The following is a 19,140-nucleotide window of genomic DNA, read 5'->3' as shown; positions in this document are numbered from 1 at the left end:
ACTTATTCGTCTTCCAGTTGAGGTTGTGGCGAGTTTTCCGGAATGGTCACGTGAACCTGGATAATGCGGCGGCTGTCAGCCATTGCTACCTTGAACTGGTAACCCTCAATCTCAATGCTTTCACCGCGCGCGGGCAGATGGCCGAAGCCCTGCATCACCAGACCACCAATGGTATCGACTTCATCGTCACTGAACTGCGTGCCAAACACCTCATTGAAATCTTCAATGGCGGTCAGAGCGCGCACCGTAAAGGTGTGACGGTTGAGCTGACGGATATCACGATCTTCTTCATCGTCATACTCATCTTCGATCTCACCGACAATCAGCTCCAGAATATCTTCAATGGTCACCAGACCAGAGACACCACCAAACTCATCGATAACGATCGCCATGTGGTAGCGCTGGGAGCGGAACTCTTTCAGCATCCGGTCAACGCGCTTACTTTCAGGCACAACCACCGCAGGACGCAGGACTTTCTCAATGCTGAAAGGCTCAGATTCGCTGCTCATAAACGGCAGCAGATCTTTCGCCATCAGAATCCCTTCCACATGATCTTTATCTTCGCTGATCACCGGGAAGCGGGAATGGGCGGATTCGATAATGACATCCAGACACTCTTCGAGGCTCTGATTACGTTTCAGGGTGATCATTTGCGAGCGCGGGATCATGATGTCACGCACGCGCTGCTCCGCAATATCCAGAACCCCTTCAAGCATGTCGCGGGTGTCCTGGTCAATCAGCTCTTTGTTATTCGAGTCGCGGATCAGCTCCAGTAGCTCATCACGGCTTTTCGGTTCACCGTGAAAAAGTTGGTTGATCAACAGGGAGAAAAATCCCTTTTTACTACTGGGTGCATCGCTGTTTTGAGAATGGTCGTCGCTCATGGCGGTTTTTATAGATCTCTCTGGTGAGGAATAGGTGCTGTCAGCAAACCGTGCTGACAGCCGGATAGCCAGAATTCGGGATTCAGGCGTCTTCTTTCTCCGAAATGTACGGATCAGGATACCCAAGAGCAAGCATTATCTCGGTCTCCAGTCCTTCCATCTCGTCTGCTTCGTCGTCTTCAATATGGTCGTAACCCAGCAGATGCAGCGTGCCGTGTACCACCATATGCGCCCAGTGGGCTTCAACGCTTTTGCCCTGTTCTGCGGCTTCCTGCTCAACCACCTGGCGGCAGATGATCAGATCGCCCAGCAGAGGTAACTCGATGCCCGGTGGTGCTTCAAACGGGAAGGAGAGCACATTTGTCGGCTTGTCTTTGCCGCGATAAGTCAGATTTAACTCATGACTCTCCGCTTCATCGACCAGACGGACGGTGACTTCGCTTTCGGGCTGAAAAGGGGTAACAGCCGCGGAAAGCCAGCGATGAAACAGGCTTTCATCCGGCAGGTCCGCCGTGTTCTCACAGGCGACCTGCAGGTCGAGAATGACCTCACTCATTTGCTCTCCTGCGTGGCGCTCTGTGCAGCCAGTGCTTCACGTTTACGCTCTTCAGCCTGCTGATCGCGACGGGTCTGATCGGCCGCTTCCCAGGCTTCATAGGCGGTAACAATGCGGGCAACCACCGGATGGCGCACCACATCTTCACTGTGGAAGAAGTTAAAGCTAATCTCTTCAACGTCTGCCAGCACTTCAATGGCATGCCGCAGGCCCGACTTAACGTGACGTGGCAGGTCAATCTGGGTGACGTCGCCGGTAATTACCGCTTTGGAGTTAAAGCCGATACGCGTCAGGAACATCTTCATCTGCTCGATGGTGGTGTTCTGGCTCTCATCAAGAATGATAAATGCATCGTTCAGGGTACGGCCACGCATGTAAGCCAGCGGAGCCACCTCAATGACGTTGCGCTCCATCAGCTTTTCTACCCGCTCAAAACCGAGCATTTCAAATAGGGCATCGTAGAGCGGACGCAGATATGGGTCGACTTTCTGGCTCAGATCGCCAGGCAGGAAGCCGAGTTTTTCACCCGCTTCGACGGCAGGGCGCGTCAGCATGATGCGGCGAATCTCCTGACGCTCCAGGGCATCCACTGCGGCTGCCACCGCCAGATAGGTTTTACCGGTACCCGCCGGGCCGACGCCAAAGGTGATGTCGTGGTCGAGCACATTCGCGATGTACTGCGCCTGGTTCGGCGTGCGTGGCTTAATCACACCACGCTTGGTCTTGATATTGACCGCTTTGCCGTACTCCGGCACGCTTTCGGCGGTTTGTTCCAGTACCCGGCTCTCTTTGATGGCCAGGTGAATCTGGTCAGGCTCAATATCCGGGATCTCACCACGCATCGGCGCGGTGTCGACATACAGGGTTTTCAGAATATCTGCGGCGGCATTGACGCACAGTGGACGTCCCACCAGCTTAAAGACATTGTCGCGACGATTGATCTCAATGCCCAGACGACGCTCAAGCTGTTTCACATTATCGTCGAACGGCCCGCACAGGCTCATCAGTCGACGGTTATCAGCCGGTTCAAGGGCGATTTCACGAGTTTCGATATTCAAACGAATCCTTTGGGTCACTCAGGGCCAGTTATGGGATGTGTCTGACGCACCGTTGGGCTTAACCGTGTGCACCATAACGAAATTATTTATGCCGTAACGCCTGGGCGCAAGCTTAAGGAGAGATATTTGGGCGACACTTTCAGAAAGCAAGTGTCGCGGCGTGAAATTGGCGGCAACGCGCTGCGCGCTGCCGCCCGGTAGTGCAGGGATCACGGCTGGAACAGGCTCACGCCGATTTCGTTTTCTTTGCGGGTACGGGCAATCACAGAGGCCGGGCTTTCCGCCATACGCAGGCCCATATCTTCTTCGGTACGCACCAGTTTGCCGCGCAGCGAGTTGGTGTAGACATCGACAATTTCAACATCCACAAAACGGCCAATCATCTCAGGTGAGCCTTCGAAATTAACCACACGGTTATTTTCGGTGCGGCCGGAAACTTCCATGACGTTCTTGCGGGAGATGCCTTCTACCAGAATACGCTGCACGGTGCCCACCATGCGGCGACTGATCGCCTGCGCCTGCTGGTTAATGCGGTCCTGGAGGATCCACAGACGCTGCTTTTTCTCCTCTTCGCTGACATCATCCGGCAGGTCAGCGGCTGGCGTGCCAGGACGGGCAGAGTAGACAAAGCTGAAGCTGACATCGAAATTGATCTCGGCGATAAGCTTCATGGTCTGCTCGAAATCCTGCTGCGTTTCACCCGGGAAGCCGATGATGAAGTCAGAACTGATCTCAATATCGGGCCGCGCTGCGCGCAGCTTGCGGATAATCGCCTTATATTCCAGCGCGGTGTGCGCACGCTTCATCAGCGTCAGGATACGGTCCGATCCACTCTGAACGGGCAGATGCAGGAAGCTCACCAGCTCCGGGGTATCGCGGTAGACCTCGATAATGTCGTCAGTAAACTCAATCGGGTGGCTGGTGGTGAAACGAATACGGTCGATACCGTCGATAGCAGCGACCAGGCGCAGCAGCTCGGCGAAGGTACAGATCTCGCCGTCAAAGGTGGCGCCCCGATACGCGTTGACGTTCTGGCCAAGCAGGTTAACTTCACGCACACCCTGCGCCGCCAGTTGTGCGATTTCCAGCAAAATGTCATCGCTGGGACGGCTCACTTCCTCGCCGCGTGTGTAAGGGACCACGCAGAAAGTACAATATTTGTTGCAGCCTTCCATGATAGAAACAAAGGCTGTGGGACCTTCTGCGCGCGGATCCGGCAGGCGGTCAAATTTCTCGATTTCCGGGAAGCTGATGTCGACCACCGGACTTTTGGTACCGCGCACGGTGTTAATCATTTCCGGCAGACGATGGAGTGTCTGCGGACCAAAAACGATATCGACGCAGGGTGCACGCTGGCGAATATGATCCCCTTCCTGCGACGCGACGCAGCCGCCAACGCCGATAATGACATCCGGATTGCGCTCTTTGAGTTTTCTCCAGCGTCCCAGCAGGTGGAACACTTTCTCCTGCGCTTTTTCACGAATAGAACAGGTGTTAAGCAGCAGGATATCCGCCTCTTCAGGGACCTCGGTCAGCGTGTAGCCGTGCGTCGTGTTCAGCAGATCAGACATCTTGGATGAATCATACTCATTCATCTGACATCCCCAGGTTTTGATATGCAGTTTTTTTGTCATCGCGCTAGCCATTGATTCAGTGCAGTGAAGTGAGGGGCGCGTATTGTAATGCTTTGATGCTGTTGTGACCAGCCTGAGGGCTTTTCTGCCAGCCTTCGGGTTTTCCGGTACACTTTGCTCTATTCAGACCCGTGTTGCGCAGGCTGGCGGGAATAAGAGAGGAATATAAGCAATGCAGGATAATCAGTTTGATGTCGTGATTGTCGGCGGTGGCATGGTCGGTGCTGCGCTGGCCTGTGGACTGACACAGCAACATTTTCGCGTGGCGGTCATTGAGCGTGCCGAACCCGCTCCATTTGAGGCCGACAGCGATCCCGATTTGCGAATTTCAGCGATCGGATCCTCCTCGGTGGCGTTACTGAAGCAACTTAACGTCTGGCCGCGGGTAGACGCGATGCGCAGCGCGCCCTATCGGCGACTGGAAACCTGGGAGTGGCAAGCGGCGCAGGTAAGTTTTGATGCTGCCTCGCTGGGCTTACCTGAACTGGGTTTTATGGTTGAGAACAGCGTGCTTCAGCGGGCGTTGTGGGAGGAGATGCAGTCGCTGGGCGTGACCTGCTATTGTCCGGCCACGCTGGAAAATCTGCAGCCAGAAAATGGCGGCTGGCGCGTTGATCTTAACGACGGCGTGGCCTTACACACCCGGCTGGTGGTTGGCGCAGATGGTGCGAACTCACAGGTGCGGCAGATGGCCGGCATCGGGATTCATGGCTGGAGCTATGCGCAGTCCTGTTTACTGATCAGCGTGACCTGCGAACATCCGGCAGGAGATGCCACCTGGCAGCACTTTACGCCGCAGGGGCCGCGCGCCTTCCTGCCGCTGTATGGCAATCGCGCCTCGCTGGTCTGGTACGACGCGCCTGCAAGAGTGCGCCAGCTACAGGCGATGCCGATGGCCCAGCTGGAAAAAGAGATTGCCAGCCACTTCCCGGCGCGGCTGGGACGTTTCAAAGCCCATGCGGCAGGGGGTTTTCCGCTGGTGCGTCGCCATGCTTCACGCTATGTCCTGCCAGGACTGGCGCTGGTTGGCGATGCCGCGCATACCATTAACCCGCTGGCCGGGCAGGGCGTGAATCTGGGCTATCGCGATATTGATGCGTTGATTGAGGTGCTGGTCAGCGCACGCGGTGCGGCGGAAGACTGGGCGTCAGAGCGGATATTGCAGCGCTATCACCGGCAGCGTCGTAAAGACAATATGCTGATGCAGGGCGGAATGGATCTCTTTTACTTTGCTTTCAGCAATCAGCTGGCACCACTGCGCTTCGCGCGTAATCTCGGACTGATTGCTGCCGAGCATTCCGGTGTCCTGAAGCGACAGGTATTACGATACGCACTGGGTTTATAGACCATTGCGCATTGAGGCTCGCCGCAGGGCGGGCCGGCAATCAGGAAGCGTGGAACGTTTCAGAAGGGACAAAAACAACAAAGCCCGCAAAAGCGGGCCTGGTTGTGCAATTTGGCTGGGGTGCAGGGATTCGAACCCCGGAATGCTGGTATCAGAAACCAGTGCCTTACCGCTTGGCGACACCCCAATAATGGTGTTTTTCAAATTGTCTTTGTATGGCTGGGGTGCAGGGATTCGAACCCCGGAATGCTGGTATCAGAAACCAGTGCCTTACCGCTTGGCGACACCCCAATTATATGGTGGCTACGACGGGAATCGAACCTGTGACCCCAGCATTATGAGTGCTGTGCTCTAACCAGCTGAGCTACGTAGCCTAATTGTACTGCATTTTTCAATGATGGCTGGGATACCTGGATTCGAACCAGGGAATGCCGGTATCAAAAACCGGTGCCTTACCGCTTGGCGATATCCCATTCGTCCGTTCTCAGCATACAAGAATCATCGAAATTGGCTGGGATACCTGGATTCGAACCAGGGAATGCCGGTATCAAAAACCGGTGCCTTACCGCTTGGCGATATCCCATCCACGCTGCCGAATAATGAAATGGTGCGGGAGGCGAGACTTGAACTCGCACACCTTGCGGCGCCAGAACCTAAATCTGGTGCGTCTACCAATTTCGCCACTCCCGCAAAAAAAGATGGTGGCTACGACGGGAATCGAACCTGTGACCCCAGCATTATGAGTGCTGTGCTCTAACCAGCTGAGCTACGTAGCCATCTTTTTTTCGCGTTACCTTCATCGGCGTTGCGGGGCGCATTATGCGGAGTTGACCAGACAGCGTCAACAAGTTTTTTACCGTTTTTTGCCAGATAATTGCTGTTTGACTGGCTTATAACCAGCCTGGCGGTTTATTCGGCAATTTTTCAGTGAATACAACGCTAATCGTAAAAAAAATGGGCCGCAGCGGGCCCATTCTGACGGCTCTCTGCCTGCTTATTTGTAAGCTGACTGATGCACACCGACGGCACGTCCGGATGGATCGTCCATGTTTTTAAACGCTTCATCCCACTCAATTGCTTTGGCAGAAGAGCAGGCGACCGATGGACCACCAGGCACACATTCTGCCGCGCTCGCTAATGGGAACAGCTCTTCGAAGATCTCACGATAAAGATACGCTTCTTTCGAACCTGGCGTGTTGAACGGGAAACGGAAGTGGGCGGTTGCCAGCTGCTGATCGCTGATTTGCTTCGCCGCGACTTCTTTCAGTGAGTCGATCCAGCTGTACCCCACGCCATCCGAGAACTGCTCTTTCTGACGCCACGCCACGCTCTCTGGCAGGTAAGAGGAGAAACATTCACGCAGAATGTGCTTCTCCATTTTACCGTTGCTGCCACACATTTTGTCGGCCGGGTTAATCCGCATCGCCACATCCAGGAATTTTTTATCCAGGAAGGGTACACGTGCCTCAACGCCCCAGGCTGACATCGCTTTGTTAGCACGGGCGCAGTCGAACATATGCAGCGCCTGGAGTTTACGCACGTTTTCCTCGTGGAACTCTTTGGCGTTTGGCGCCTTATGGAAATAGAGATAGCCGCCGAAGACTTCATCTGCGCCTTCGCCAGACAGCACCATCTTAATGCCCATCGCTTTGATTTTACGCGACATTAAGTACATCGGCGTAGAGGCGCGAATAGTGGTGACGTCATAAGTTTCAATGTGATAAATCACATCGCGAATCGCATCCAGTCCTTCCTGAACGGTGAAATGAATTTCGTGGTGCACGGTGCCCAGATGTTCCGCTACGGTTTTCGCCGCTTTTAAATCGGGTGAACCTTCCAGTCCGACTGCGAAGGAGTGCAGTTGCGGCCACCAGGCATCACTTTTGTCCTGATCCTCAACCCGCTTTGCTGCAAAACGCTTGGTCACAGCTGAAATGATGGAGGAGTCCAGACCGCCTGACAGCAGCACACCGTAAGGTACATCTGACATCAGGTGGCTTTTCACAGACTCTTCCAGCGCATGCTTCAGGCCAGCGGCGTCGGTGGTGTTGTGCTCAACGTTTTTGTATTCCATCCAGTCACGCTGCCAGTAACGACGGATTTCACCATCGGTGCTGGAGAGATAGCTTCCCGGCGGGAATTCTTTGATGGAACGGCAGGCTGGCACCAGCGCTTTCATTTCTGAAGCAACAAACAGGTTGCCGTGCTCATCGTTACCCATATAGAGCGGGATGATGCCAATGTGGTCGCGACCAATCAGCCAGGTTTTTTTAACGGTGTCATAGAGGATAAAGGCGAACATGCCTTCCAGCTCGTCGAGGAAATCGACACCTTTCTCCTGATAGAGCGCCAGAATGACTTCACAGTCAGAGCCGGTCTGAAATTCGTAGCGATCGCTGAGTTCAGCGCGCAGTGCCTGATGGTTGTAAATTTCGCCGTTAACCGCCAGTACGTGGGTGTGATCGGCGTTGTACAGCGGCTGTGCGCCATTGTTAACGTCAACAATTGAGAGGCGTTCATGCGCCAGAATAGCATGATCATCGGCGAAGACGCCTGACCAGTCCGGGCCGCGATGACGCATTAAGCGTGAACATTCCAGCGCTTTTTTGCGCAGCTCAACAGGATCGGTTTTCAGATCCAGCACACCAAAAATTGAACACATAACTGACTCCTGAGCTCACCTTACGGCGATGTTATCTTTTACGTTTGTCCGGCAGCCTGTCGCTGCGTGATACATAAGAAAATGCGCTATTTAGTGCATTCAATGCAAGAGGAATCGTGATTTACTGATAAAAATATTGTTCACATGGCAATAATTTTGAATAAACGATAATTTAAACGTTGTTTTGTTGATGGATCAGCAATGGAATGGCTTTTGTGAACAAAAAACAGGCAGTGAAACCCGCGGGAACAGGGGAAAAAAGGGGGACGCATCACAGATTAGCCGGATGCGTCATAAGAGAAATGAATCAGAACAGGTCAATATCGGCAACAGAAGGGTAGATCCAGTCCGGGCGGAACGGCATAGCATCAATATCCGTCAGCGTGGAGACGCCAGAGAGAACCAGCACCGTCTCCAGACCCGCCTGAAAACCGGCCAGAATATCGGTTCGCAGATTGTCGCCAACAATGACCGTCTCTTCAGAGTGAGCCTGCATTTTGTTCAGCGCGGCGCGCATGATGTAGGGGCTGGGTTTGCCAACAACAAACGGGCGACGACCAGAGATTTTCTCGATACCCGCACAAAGCGCGCCACAGGCAGGAATAAAACCGCGCGCATGCGTATCCGGGTTAGTGGCAATGAAGCGAGCGCCGTTAGCCACGAAAAAAGCCGCTTTATGCATCATGTCCCAGTTAAACGAGCGTGTCTCACCGACAATCACGAAGTCGGGATTCACATCAGTAATCGTAAAGCCCGCTTTGTAGAGTTCGTGAATCAGCGCGCCCTCACCAATGACATAGGCCTTTTTGCCTTCCTGACGGCGCAGGAAATCGGCTGTGGCCATTGCCGAGGTATAGAAAACGGATTCAGGAACCTCAACACCGGCCGAGGCAAAACGGTTAGCCAGATCCTGCTCGGTTTGCGAGGGATAGTTTGTCAGCACCACCAGCGGCATCTCTTTGGCCAGAATGCGCTGTAAAAATTCCTGCGCGCCGGGAACGGCCGTGTTGTCGTGCATCAGCACGCCATCGATATCACAAATTACGCTTTTAATGGTCATAGTCAGATCCGATGTGGCCCGCCACAGCAGCGGGTTAGCTTAGTCTTCCAGAAGATGTTGCAGCAGAATGCCGTTAAGCATGGCACGTTTGGCGAGCGCAAACGCGCCAATGGCAGAACGATGATCCAGGGTGGAGCGCACAACCGGCAGATTTTTGCGAAAGGCGGCTAAGGCCTGGGTATTGATGCAGCCTTCGATAGCGGGCAGCAGCACTTTTTCGGCCTCTGTGATCTCACCCGCCAGCACCACTTTTTGTGGATTAAACAGGTTGATTGCGATTGCGATCGCTTTGCCAAGATAACGGCCAACATGCTCGATCACTTCACACGCCAGCGCATCACCCTGATTGGCCGCTTTGCAGATATGGGACATCTGGCTCGCCTCCAGCGTCAGCGTGCTGGGATGGCCCTGACTCAACAGATGTCGTACGCGATTTTCAATGGCGCCGTTGGCGGCAATGGTTTCAAGGCAGCCAAAGTTGCCGCAGTGGCAGCGTTCACCAAGGGGATCGACCTGAATATGGCCGATCTCGCCGACGTTGCCGTTGCTGCCAAGAAAGATATGGCCGTTAGCAATAATGCCGGCACCGGTGCCACGGTGTAAGCGCACCAGAATTGAGTCTGCACAGTCACGGCTTGCACCGAAGTAGTGCTCGGCCAGGGCCAGACTGCGGATATCGTGACCGACAAAGCTCGTGACGTTGAAACGTTTTTTCAGACTGGCGACCAGCGGCCAGTGGCTGACGGAAATATGCGGCATATAGCGGATGACGCCGTTAATCGGATCGACCAGCCCTGGCAGGATAACGGAAATCGCGATCAGCTCGCGTATTTTGCGCTGGTGCTGCTCAATGAAGCTGCTGATGGCGTTAAACAGCGCATGTTCCAGCGTCTCCTGAGTGCGTTCCGGCAGGGCGTAATCTTCCTGCGCCAGTGATTTACCACTGAGGTCGAACAGGGTCAGGGTGGCATCATTGCGTCCGAGACGGACGCCGATGGTATGGAAATGGCGGGTTTCAGTAATAATCGAAATGGCGCGGCGACCACCGGTAGAGGCCTGCTGGTCTACCTCTTTGATCAGGCCGCGCTCAATCAACTGGCGGGTAATTTTGGTGACACTGGCGGGGGCAAGCTGACTGAGTTCAGCAATCTGAATGCGCGATATCGGCCCCTGTTGATCAATCAGCCGGTAAACCGCTGCGCTATTGAGTTGCTTAACAAGATCGACATTTCCTATTTGTGACTGGCCGCCAGTGGTCATTCAGTGCTTACTCGCTCAGGACGTCGTCTCCGTTGACAAACGTCTTAATGATTTTAAAGTCGCGCGTAAACACAGTCAGGTTCGCGATTTTTCCTGCTTCGATCGAGCCCAACTGCCTTTCCACGCCCATCGCCCGTGCCGGATAAAGTGATGCCATGCGCAACGCTTCATCCAGTGCGATACCCACATGCTCGACGCTGTTTTGTACCGCTTCGATCATCGTCAGGGCAGAACCACTTAATGTGCCGTTTTCGTCGACACAAAGCCCATCACGATAATAGATTGTTTTGCCTGCAAAAATAAACTCGCTGATGTCAGCACCAGCGGGGGCAGTGGCATCCGTTACCAGCACCAGTTTGTCGCCTTTAATGCGCTTTGCATTCCGTACGTTAGCGTAATGTACATGTAAACCATCCGCAATAATGCCGCAGTATACATCAGGTGAATCAAACAGCGCACCGATAAGCCCGGGTTCACGGCCGGCAAATGTCGGCATGGCGTTGTAGAGGTGCGTTGCGAAACGCACGCCAGCAGAAAAACCCGCTTTCGCCTCTTCATAAGTCGCATTCGAGTGACCCGCTGAAACGATGATTCCGGCGTCTGTCAGCTGACGAATCACCTCGCTGCCGGCGTTTTCCGGTGCCAGCGTGACTTTGGTGATGACGTCTGCGTTGTCACAAAGATACTGCACCATCGCAGCATCCGGCAGGCGAATCAGCGCCGGATCGTGGGTGCCTTTTTTCGCCTTACTCAGCCAGGGCCCTTCCAGATGCAGACCCAGGGCCTGATGCTGATGTTTCTGCAGATAGGCGCGCATGGTTTCAATCGCACGCTTCATCAGGGCATCGCTGCTGGTAATCAGCGTCGGTAAAAAGCTGGTGCAGCCAGACTTCTCATTGGCGCGCTGCATCGTTTCCAGGGTTTCGATACTCAGTGCATCCAGGCTGTCATTGAACTGCACACCGCCGCAGCCGTTGAGCTGAAGATCGATAAAACCTGGCGCAATCATCGCGCCCGCCATATCCCGCTGCTCAATATTGGCCGGGAGCGATTCACGCGGGCAGACGCGTGCAATAAGCCCGTCAGCCACCACGACGGCATGATTGTCCAGAACCTCATGGCCACTGTAAATTCGACCGTTTACTAATGCGTACATCTCTTTTCTCCCGTCCTGGCCTGCTGTCACTCAGCGTAACAGCAGGGCACGACAATGTTCTGTTACACGCCTTTCATATTTTCCGCTTCCATTTCGCGGAAATATTTCACGGTTTTCACTTTCAGTTCCATGGTGGCGGGTTCATCACAGACCACCACCGATTTGGCATGCAGCTGCAGACAGCTGATTGTCCACATATGATTCACGTTGCCTTCCACTGCCGCCTGCAGTGCCTGCGCTTTAACGTGGCCGGTAACCAGAATCATCACTTCTTCTGCATCCAGCAGCGTGCCGACGCCCACGGTAAGGGCATATTTAGGCACCTGATCAACATCGCCGTTAAAGAAGCGAGAGTTTGCCACGCGGGTGTCATGCGTCAGGGTTTTAATGCGGGTACGGGAGGCCAGTGAAGAAGCCGGCTCGTTAAAGGCGATATGACCGTCGTTACCGACACCGCCCATAAACAGGTGAATTTTACCCAGCGTGCGAATTTTCTCTTCGTACTGACGACATTCTGCGTCAATATCCGGCGCATTACCATTCAGCAGGTTGATATTTTCCGGTTGAATATCAACGTGATCAAAGAAATTGCGATACATGAAACTGTGATAGCTTTCCGGATGCTCTTTCGGCAGGCCAACATATTCGTCCATATTGAAGGTGACGACATGCTTAAAACTGACCTGGCCCGCTTTGTGCATATCAATCAGGTGCTTGTACGCCTCCAGGGGTGTACCGCCGGTCGGCAGACCCAGAACAAAAGGTTTATCCGCCGTCGGATTAAATGCATTGATGCGGTTAACAATATGTCGGGCGGCCCATTTACCTACCTGGGTTGGCGTCGCTAAAGGAATCAGTCTCATGTTTCACCTCATTAGAAAATGGAAAGGGGATCGCTAAACCGTTGCGTTACTCATCAGCCTGAGCAGATTTTCTATTCTCGCCACGGGCGGAGCGTAATTCAATATTTCGGATCATAAAATAAGTTTGCAGTCATTGCCAGATGTTGCCGTATGACACGATGTTTTTTAGTGATAAAAATCACATCTGGCAGGGTTTTAATTTGCGAAGCGAATTAATTTATTATTACACTTCGCTGCGTGATATGAAGTGTATTAACGATCTTTGCAGCTGACACAACAACATTAAGCAGCGCAAAGCGACAAGTCAGGCTCATAGGGGGAAGGGTTATGTTAGGTTACTTACAAAAGGTGGGGCGTGCACTGATGGTGCCGGTCGCTACCCTGCCAGCAGCAGCAATACTAATGGGGGTTGGCTACTGGATTGATCCAGACAGCTGGGGTGCAGGCAATGCGCTGGCTGCCTTACTGATCAAATCAGGTTCTGCCATCATTGAGCACATGTCAGTCCTGTTTGCGATTGGTATCGCCTATGGCATGTCAAAAGATAAAGATGGTGCGGCAGCCCTGACCGGCTTTGTCGGATTCCTGGTGGTCACCACGCTTTGCTCACCGGCCGCGGTGGCAATGATTCAGAAAATTCCTTTAGCTCAGGTACCTGCAGCGTTTGGCAAAATTGAGAATCAGTTTGTCGGTATTCTGGTCGGTATCCTGTCAGCAGAAGTCTATAACCGCTTCAGCCATGTTGAGCTGCCTAAAGCGCTCTCCTTCTTCAGCGGACGGCGGCTGGTGCCGATTCTGGTTTCGTTCCTGATGATCTTCGTCGCTTTTATCCTGATGTACATCTGGCCAGTTGTGTTTAACGGCCTGGTCAGCTTTGGTGAACACATCCAGAAGCTGGGCTCTGTCGGTGCCGGCATCTATGCCTTCTTCAACCGCCTGCTGATTCCGGTCGGTCTGCATCACGCGCTGAACTCCGTGTTCTGGTTTGACGTTGCAGGTATTAATGACATTCCTAAATTCCTTGGCGGTGCGCAGTCACTGGCTGACGGAACCGCAACCGTAGGGATTACCGGTCGTTATCAGGCGGGCTTTTTCCCGATTATGATGTTTGGTCTGCCGGGTGCAGCACTGGCTATCTACCACTGTGCGCGTCCAGAGAACCGCGTCAAAGTGGGGAGTATTATGCTGGCTGCTGCGTTTGCTGCCTTCTTTACGGGTATCACCGAACCGCTGGAATTCTCCTTTATGTTCGTGGCGCCGGTGCTCTATCTGATCCACGCCGTTCTGACCGGTCTCTCTGTTTTTATTGCTGCCAGTATGCACTGGATTGCCGGATTTGGTTTCAGCGCCGGGCTGGTGGATATGGTGCTGTCGACCCGTAATCCTCTCGCGACACACTGGTACATGCTGATTCCGCAGGGGCTGGTCTTCTTCGCTATCTACTATGTCGTGTTCCGCTTCACGATTAAAAAATTCAACCTGATGACGCCAGGCCGTGAGCTGGCGGTTGACGGTGATGAAAGTGATGGTTACGACGTCAACGTGGATAAAACCGACAATGGTGAAACGGCGACTGAATCACTGGCGCGCCGTTACATCGGTGCAGTGGGTGGTTCAGAGAACTTAACCAGCATCGATGCCTGTATCACCCGTCTGCGTCTTAATGTGAATGATTCCGCTCAGGTTAATGAAGGTGTGGCGAAGCGTCTTGGTGCGTCCGGCGTGATTCGTCTTAACAAACAGAGCGTGCAGATCATCGTGGGCACCCAGGCAGAAAGCATCGCCTCGGCCATGAAAAAAGTGCTGACCAAGGGTCCGGTTGCTGCAGCGACAGCCAGCAGCGCACCGACTGAGCCGGCTGTGGCACCGCAGGCGGTGCTGAACAGTGAGAAGCGTGTCATCGCAACCCTGCTGGCACCAGTCAGCGGTGAAGTCGTGGCACTGGATGATGTGCCGGATGAAGCCTTCGCCAGCAAAGCGGTGGGTGACGGTCTGGCGATCAAACCCAGCGACAAATGGGTCGTGGCACCGATAGCGGGTACGCTGGTTAAAATCTTCAACACCAATCACGCCTTTTGTCTGGAAACGGAGAATGGTGTAGAGATTGTGGTGCATATGGGGCTGGATACCGTAGCGCTGGAAGGCAAAGGCTTTACCCGTCTGGCAGAAGAGGGGGCCAGCGTGGTCGCCGGTCAGCCGGTGCTGGAGATGGACCTTGAATTCCTGAACGCGAACGCCCGCTCAATGGTGAGTCCGGTCGTGGTCAGTAACAGCGATGACTTCGCAGGGCTGACATTACTGGCTCGCGGCCAGGTGGTAGCCGGTGAAACCCCGCTATACGAAGTGAAAGGCTAATCCCCGCAACAGAACCCCACAGGCAGGAAGCGATTCCTGCCTTTTTTGTTTTAAAGGCTTAACAAACGGTTGTTTCCCTCAGACGCTTTGTGGATCATACTCCGTTACTTCGTGGTACAAATCACCCGTTATTCGTATTGAGGATTTTTGAGATGAGTGAGGCTGAAGCCCGCCCAACTAACTTTATTCGTCAGATCATTGACGAAGATTTGGCGAGCGGTAAGCACAGCAGCGTGCATACCCGTTTCCCGCCAGAGCCCAATGGCTATCTGCATATTGGTCATGCGAAATCGATCTGTCTGAATTTTGGCATCGCCCAGGATTATCAGGGGCAATGCAACCTGCGTTTCGACGATACCAATCCTGTTAAAGAGGATATGGAATTTGTTGAATCCATTAAGCGTGACGTCCAGTGGCTGGGTTTTGAGTGGAGCGGTGAGGTCTGTTACTCATCAAACTATTTTGATCAGCTCTACAATTATGCCATCGAGCTGATTTCTAAAGGTCTGGCTTACGTTGATGAACTCAGTCCGGATGAGATTCGCGAATATCGCGGCACCCTGAAAGAGCCTGGCAAAAACAGCCCTTATCGCGATCGCAGCGTGGAAGAGAACCTGGCGCTGTTTGAGAAAATGCGCAACGGTGAGTTTGCCGAAGGCAGCGCCTGTCTGCGTGCCAAAATCGACATGGCCTCTAGTTTCATCGTGATGCGTGATCCGGTGCTGTACCGCATCAAGTTCGCAGAACACCACCAGACGGGTAACAAGTGGTGCATCTATCCGATGTATGACTTTACCCACTGCATCTCCGATGCGCTGGAAGGCATCACGCACTCACTGTGTACGCTGGAGTTTCAGGACAACCGCCGTCTCTATGACTGGGTGCTGGATAACATCACCATTCCGGTTCATCCGCGCCAGTACGAGTTCTCGCGTCTGAATCTGGAGTATGCGGTGATGTCGAAACGCAAACTCACTCAGCTGGTGACCGAGAAGCACGTAGAAGGCTGGGACGATCCGCGCATGCTGACCGTTTCAGGTCTGCGTCGTCGCGGTTACACCGCAGCCTCTATCCGTGAGTTCTGCCGTCGTATTGGCGTGACCAAACAGGATAACATCGTGGAGATGGCCTCGCTGGAATCCTGTATTCGCGATGATCTTAACGATAATGCACCACGTGCCATGGCGGTGCTCGATCCGCTAAAAGTGGTGATCGAAAACCTGCCAGCGGGTCACAGCGAAACCCTCACCATGCCCAATCATCCGGGTAAGCCGGAGATGGGCGCGCGTGAAGTGCCGTTCAGCCGCGAGATCTGGATCGACCGTGCAGATTTCCGTGAAGAGGCGAACAAGCAATATAAACGTCTGGTGCTGGGCAAAGAAGTTCGCCTGCGCAACGCCTACGTGATTCGTGCTGAGCGAATTGCTAAAGATGAAGCGGGCAACATCACCTGCATCTATTGCACCAGCGATGTTGATACGCTGAGCAAAGATCCTGCTGATGGCCGTAAGGTCAAAGGCGTGATTCACTGGGTCTCTGCCGATCACGCGCAGCCTGCTGAGTTCCGTCTGTATGACCGCCTGTTCAGCGTGCCAAACCCGGGTGCGGCTGAGGACTTCCTGGCGGTAATCAACCCTGAGTCACTGGCGATTAAACAGGGCTTTGTGGAACCGAGCCTGCGCGATGTAGAACCGACCACACCGTTCCAGTTTGAACGTGAAGGTTATTTCTGCGCCGACAGCGTTTACTCTACGCCCTCGCAGTTGGTATTCAACCGTACCGTTGGTCTTCGTGATACCTGGACGAAAGCCGGCGAATAACGTGGTGAGGCTGACCTCATAAAATGACAAAAGGGCGATTTATCGCCCTTTTTTATTGTCCCTATTTCGACCATTACCGACGTTTGTTCTGAACTAACTGCAATCCATTAAATGCCATACTGTGAGAGAAATCTGAGTTTAAAAAAATTAATCAATTTCAGGATGTGAATTAGCAGCTTTCAGGTAGGCTATGCGCTCTCAGAGGTCGCACAGCGGGTTACAGAAGGAAAAAATATGACCGTTCTCGCCCAGGAAGCCAAACACAGTGTCGTCGTTTTACATCAGCTCATTGAACGTATTTTTAATAAGCCCGCCGGATCAGACGACAGTTTTGAGCTGCTGATGTCCTATTTTCATCCTGAATTCCGCATGGTGACCCCTAAAGGCAAAGAGTACAATCTGAACGAGGTCGAGGATCTTTTCCGGCAGTTGCAGGGGCAGCGGGAAGGGATGCGCATTGCCACCTGCGAACATGTGATCCTCTCTCATCATGATAAAGAGATCACCGTGCAGTATCGCGAAATGCAGATGATGAATGGCAATAACAATAGCCGCATCTCGCTGGCCATTCTCGATTGCAGTAGCTCTATTCCGCGCTGGCGTTATCTGCAGGAGACGCTGGTCGCCTGACTGACAGCAGACATCAGACGAAAAAAAACCGGTGAATTCACCGGTTTTTTTATTTCAGCTCGCGTTACTGGTCGTGCAGGGTTTCATTTTCCCGGCAATCGCCCAGTGTGCAGTGTCCGTAAAGATAGAGGCTGTGGTTAGTGAGCTTGATGCCGTGGCGGGTTGCGATTTCACGCTGACGCGTTTCGATAGACTCGTCGCTGAACTCAATAACCTTGCCGCAATCCAGGCAGATCAGGTGATCGTGATGATGCTGCTGCGTCAGTTCGAAGACCGATTTGCCGCCTTCGAAATTGTGGCGCGTCACAATACCCGCGTCATCGAACTGGTTAAGCACACGGTAAACGGTAGCCAGTCCAATCTCTTCGCCGATATCAATCAGGCGTTTATACAAATCTTCCGCACTGACGTGATGGCACTCAGGTTCCTGAAGCACTTCCAGAATTTTCAGTCTGGGCAGTGTCACTTTCAGGCCAGCCTTCTTTAATGCGGTGTTGTTGTCAGTCATGCGGATTTTGTCCTGTTACTAATATTCACTTTTGTGGCTTGTCGCCTTGAATGTCGATCTACACTCATTCTCATTTGCGTCTCATTATAGAACTGAAGCGATGAAATGAAAACCAGAGGGCGTGCCTGAATCATCATGGGCTGCTGGGGAGGCGTCACCGGGCCGGGGAGAATTCTGGCAGATGTCTGTTTGTACATCGCTTAGTCTTGCCGCGTGAGAAAATAAGCGGAAGATCGATGCGGGTATTCTACAGATTAAACGGAGAAAGTTAAAAAAATGTGGCTATTATTTCTATAGGAATTTCCATTACCTCAATGTGAGCTGGCGCTCACATTGAGTCAGACACCATCACGCTTCGATGATCTCTTTCAGTTGCAGTTCATCAAAAATCTGCTTAACCCACTGATCAACTCGCTGGTTAGTCAGTTCAGGCTGACGATCTTCGTCGATAGCCAGACCCAGGAAGTGGGTATCATCCGCCAGACCTTTTGAGGCTTCGAAATGGTAGCCCTCAGTTGGCCAGTGTCCGACAATCACGGCACCGTGTGGCTCAATAATGTCGCGGATAGTGCCCATCGCATCACAGAAGTACTCTGCGTAATCTTCCTGATCGCCGCAGCCAAACAACGCCACCAGCTTGCCATTAAAGTCGATCTCTTCCAGCGTCGGGAAGAAGTCATCCCAGTCACACTGTGCTTCACCGTAGTACCAGGTTGGAATACCCAGCAGCAGGATATCAAATGCTTCCAGATCTTCTTTTGTGCTTTTCGCGATGTCATGCACTTCTGCAACGTCTGAACCCAGCTGTTTCTGGATCATTTTTGCAATGTTTTCGGTATTACCGGTATCGCTGCCAAAGAAGATGCCTACGAGTGCCATGAGTAAAATAACCTCTTAAATCCTGATGATGAGATGTGTGCCGCAGCACATTTCAGCGAATAATAGCAGACGAGAGAAAACCGGTGAACGGTTAAAGCCCCGACATTTGCTCCTGCGTGCGATTTGCCCGCATCAATCCAGTTTGAGCTGCGCCAGCAGCATCTGTTCAATCAGTTCGCTGCGGCTGAGATTACGCTGTTCTGCCAGCGTATTAAGTGCATCGACGGCTTCACTGTTCATTTTCAGTTCGACACGACGAAGTCCGCGTCCTTTGTCACGTTTAAGCTGGTTGCGCTTGTTGATGCGCAGCTGTTCATCACGCGAAAGCGGACTGGTTTTGGGTCGACCGGGGCGGCGCTCATCAGCAAAGAGATCGAGCGTCGTGCGGTCAGTCTGTTCTTTTGCCATGGCTTAGTAAAACTGAATGGGGGCGGGCGCCAGACACTCACCGCGCAGATTATAAATTATTG

16 protein-coding genes and 7 tRNA genes are annotated in these 19,140 nt (G+C 53.0%); 4 read left to right on the top strand and 19 right to left on the bottom strand.

The window, feature by feature from the left end:
* Positions 1 to 2: 2 nt before the first annotated feature.
* The 4 genes from corC to miaB all read right to left on the bottom strand — a co-directional run bounded on the left by corC (position 3) and on the right by miaB (position 4,132).
* Positions 3 to 884: a CNNM family magnesium/cobalt transport protein CorC gene (corC, locus tag EE896_RS14020; RefSeq protein WP_008925004.1), complete on the bottom strand. Its 882-nt coding sequence runs from the start codon at positions 882 to 884 to the stop codon at positions 3 to 5.
* An 82-nt stretch (positions 885 to 966) separates the two neighbouring features.
* Positions 967 to 1,440, bottom strand: coding sequence for an rRNA maturation RNase YbeY (gene ybeY / locus EE896_RS14015; RefSeq protein ID WP_039659164.1), 474 nt, complete (start codon positions 1,438 to 1,440; stop codon positions 967 to 969).
* Positions 1,437 to 2,498 (bottom strand): PhoH family protein, encoded by a 1,062-nt coding sequence (locus EE896_RS14010; RefSeq protein ID WP_013357113.1) that lies wholly within the window; start codon positions 2,496 to 2,498, stop codon positions 1,437 to 1,439. The genes ybeY and EE896_RS14010 overlap by 4 nt, the downstream gene beginning before the upstream one ends.
* Before the next feature lie 209 nt (positions 2,499 to 2,707).
* The gene (gene miaB / locus EE896_RS14005) at positions 2,708 to 4,132 is read right to left on the bottom strand and encodes a tRNA (N6-isopentenyl adenosine(37)-C2)-methylthiotransferase MiaB (RefSeq protein WP_140915978.1); all 1,425 of its coding nucleotides are present in this window, start codon (positions 4,130 to 4,132) and stop codon (positions 2,708 to 2,710) included.
* 172 nt (positions 4,133 to 4,304) lie between these two features.
* Between miaB and ubiF the strand changes: the two genes are divergently transcribed.
* On the top strand, positions 4,305 to 5,477 hold the full coding sequence (gene ubiF / locus EE896_RS14000; RefSeq protein WP_039659165.1) for a 3-demethoxyubiquinol 3-hydroxylase: 1,173 nt from the start codon (positions 4,305 to 4,307) through the stop codon (positions 5,475 to 5,477).
* Positions 5,478 to 5,589: 112 nt separating this feature from the next.
* Here the strand turns inward: ubiF and EE896_RS13995 are convergent.
* The 12 genes from EE896_RS13995 to nagB form a co-directional block, all read right to left on the bottom strand.
* Positions 5,590 to 5,664, bottom strand: a tRNA-Gln gene (locus EE896_RS13995).
* Between the two features lie 29 nt (positions 5,665 to 5,693).
* Positions 5,694 to 5,768 (bottom strand) — tRNA-Gln (locus tag EE896_RS13990).
* Positions 5,769 to 5,774: 6 nt separating this feature from the next.
* Positions 5,775 to 5,851 (bottom strand) — tRNA-Met (locus tag EE896_RS13985).
* A gap of 24 nt (positions 5,852 to 5,875) precedes the next feature.
* A tRNA-Gln gene (locus EE896_RS13980) sits at positions 5,876 to 5,950 on the bottom strand.
* A 35-nt stretch (positions 5,951 to 5,985) separates the two neighbouring features.
* A tRNA-Gln gene (locus EE896_RS13975) sits at positions 5,986 to 6,060 on the bottom strand.
* Positions 6,061 to 6,082: 22 nt separating this feature from the next.
* Positions 6,083 to 6,167 (bottom strand) — tRNA-Leu (locus tag EE896_RS13970).
* Positions 6,168 to 6,176: 9 nt separating this feature from the next.
* Positions 6,177 to 6,253, bottom strand: a tRNA-Met gene (locus EE896_RS13965).
* A gap of 218 nt (positions 6,254 to 6,471) precedes the next feature.
* The gene (asnB, locus tag EE896_RS13960) at positions 6,472 to 8,139 is read right to left on the bottom strand and encodes an asparagine synthase B (protein ID WP_003852788.1); all 1,668 of its coding nucleotides are present in this window, start codon (positions 8,137 to 8,139) and stop codon (positions 6,472 to 6,474) included.
* A gap of 307 nt (positions 8,140 to 8,446) precedes the next feature.
* Positions 8,447 to 9,199 carry an HAD-IIA family hydrolase gene (locus EE896_RS13955; RefSeq protein WP_003852790.1) on the bottom strand — a complete coding sequence of 251 codons (753 nt, stop codon included), beginning with the start codon at positions 9,197 to 9,199 and terminating at the stop codon, positions 8,447 to 8,449.
* A gap of 39 nt (positions 9,200 to 9,238) precedes the next feature.
* Positions 9,239 to 10,459 (bottom strand): DNA-binding transcriptional regulator NagC, encoded by a 1,221-nt coding sequence (gene nagC / locus EE896_RS13950; protein WP_003852792.1) that lies wholly within the window; start codon positions 10,457 to 10,459, stop codon positions 9,239 to 9,241.
* Positions 10,460 to 10,466: 7 nt separating this feature from the next.
* Positions 10,467 to 11,615 (bottom strand): N-acetylglucosamine-6-phosphate deacetylase, encoded by a 1,149-nt coding sequence (gene nagA / locus EE896_RS13945; RefSeq protein ID WP_105099413.1) that lies wholly within the window; start codon positions 11,613 to 11,615, stop codon positions 10,467 to 10,469.
* A 62-nt stretch (positions 11,616 to 11,677) separates the two neighbouring features.
* Positions 11,678 to 12,478, bottom strand: coding sequence for a glucosamine-6-phosphate deaminase (gene nagB, locus EE896_RS13940; protein WP_003852796.1), 801 nt, complete (start codon positions 12,476 to 12,478; stop codon positions 11,678 to 11,680).
* A 327-nt stretch (positions 12,479 to 12,805) separates the two neighbouring features.
* Here nagB and nagE point away from each other — a divergent pair, with 327 nt between their 5' ends.
* From nagE to EE896_RS13925, 3 genes are all read left to right on the top strand, one after another.
* Positions 12,806 to 14,833, top strand: coding sequence for an N-acetylglucosamine-specific PTS transporter subunit IIBC (gene nagE / locus EE896_RS13935; RefSeq protein ID WP_078804196.1), 2,028 nt, complete (start codon positions 12,806 to 12,808; stop codon positions 14,831 to 14,833).
* Positions 14,834 to 14,985: 152 nt separating this feature from the next.
* A complete protein-coding gene (glnS, locus tag EE896_RS13930; protein WP_140915977.1) occupies positions 14,986 to 16,653 on the top strand; it encodes a glutamine--tRNA ligase in 1,668 nt (555 codons plus the stop codon).
* 234 nt (positions 16,654 to 16,887) lie between these two features.
* A complete protein-coding gene (locus tag EE896_RS13925) occupies positions 16,888 to 17,283 on the top strand; it encodes a hypothetical protein (RefSeq protein ID WP_003852803.1) in 396 nt (131 codons plus the stop codon).
* Between the two features lie 64 nt (positions 17,284 to 17,347).
* Here the strand turns inward: EE896_RS13925 and fur are convergent, their stop codons facing one another.
* The 3 genes from fur to ybfE form a co-directional block, all read right to left on the bottom strand.
* A complete protein-coding gene (fur, locus tag EE896_RS13920) occupies positions 17,348 to 17,791 on the bottom strand; it encodes a ferric iron uptake transcriptional regulator (RefSeq protein ID WP_003852805.1) in 444 nt (147 codons plus the stop codon).
* Positions 17,792 to 18,139: 348 nt separating this feature from the next.
* Positions 18,140 to 18,670 (bottom strand): flavodoxin FldA, encoded by a 531-nt coding sequence (gene fldA, locus EE896_RS13915; RefSeq protein ID WP_003852808.1) that lies wholly within the window; start codon positions 18,668 to 18,670, stop codon positions 18,140 to 18,142.
* 132 nt (positions 18,671 to 18,802) lie between these two features.
* Positions 18,803 to 19,078 carry a LexA regulated protein gene (ybfE, locus tag EE896_RS13910; protein ID WP_003852811.1) on the bottom strand — a complete coding sequence of 92 codons (276 nt, stop codon included), beginning with the start codon at positions 19,076 to 19,078 and terminating at the stop codon, positions 18,803 to 18,805.
* Positions 19,079 to 19,140: the final 62 nt, after the last annotated feature.

The sequence above is a fragment of the Pantoea eucalypti genome, assembly GCF_009646115.1.
Lineage (GTDB): Bacteria > Pseudomonadota > Gammaproteobacteria > Enterobacterales > Enterobacteriaceae > Pantoea > Pantoea eucalypti.
Note: the sequence above shows the minus strand (reverse complement) of the source record. Positions and strands in the feature narration are given on the sequence as shown.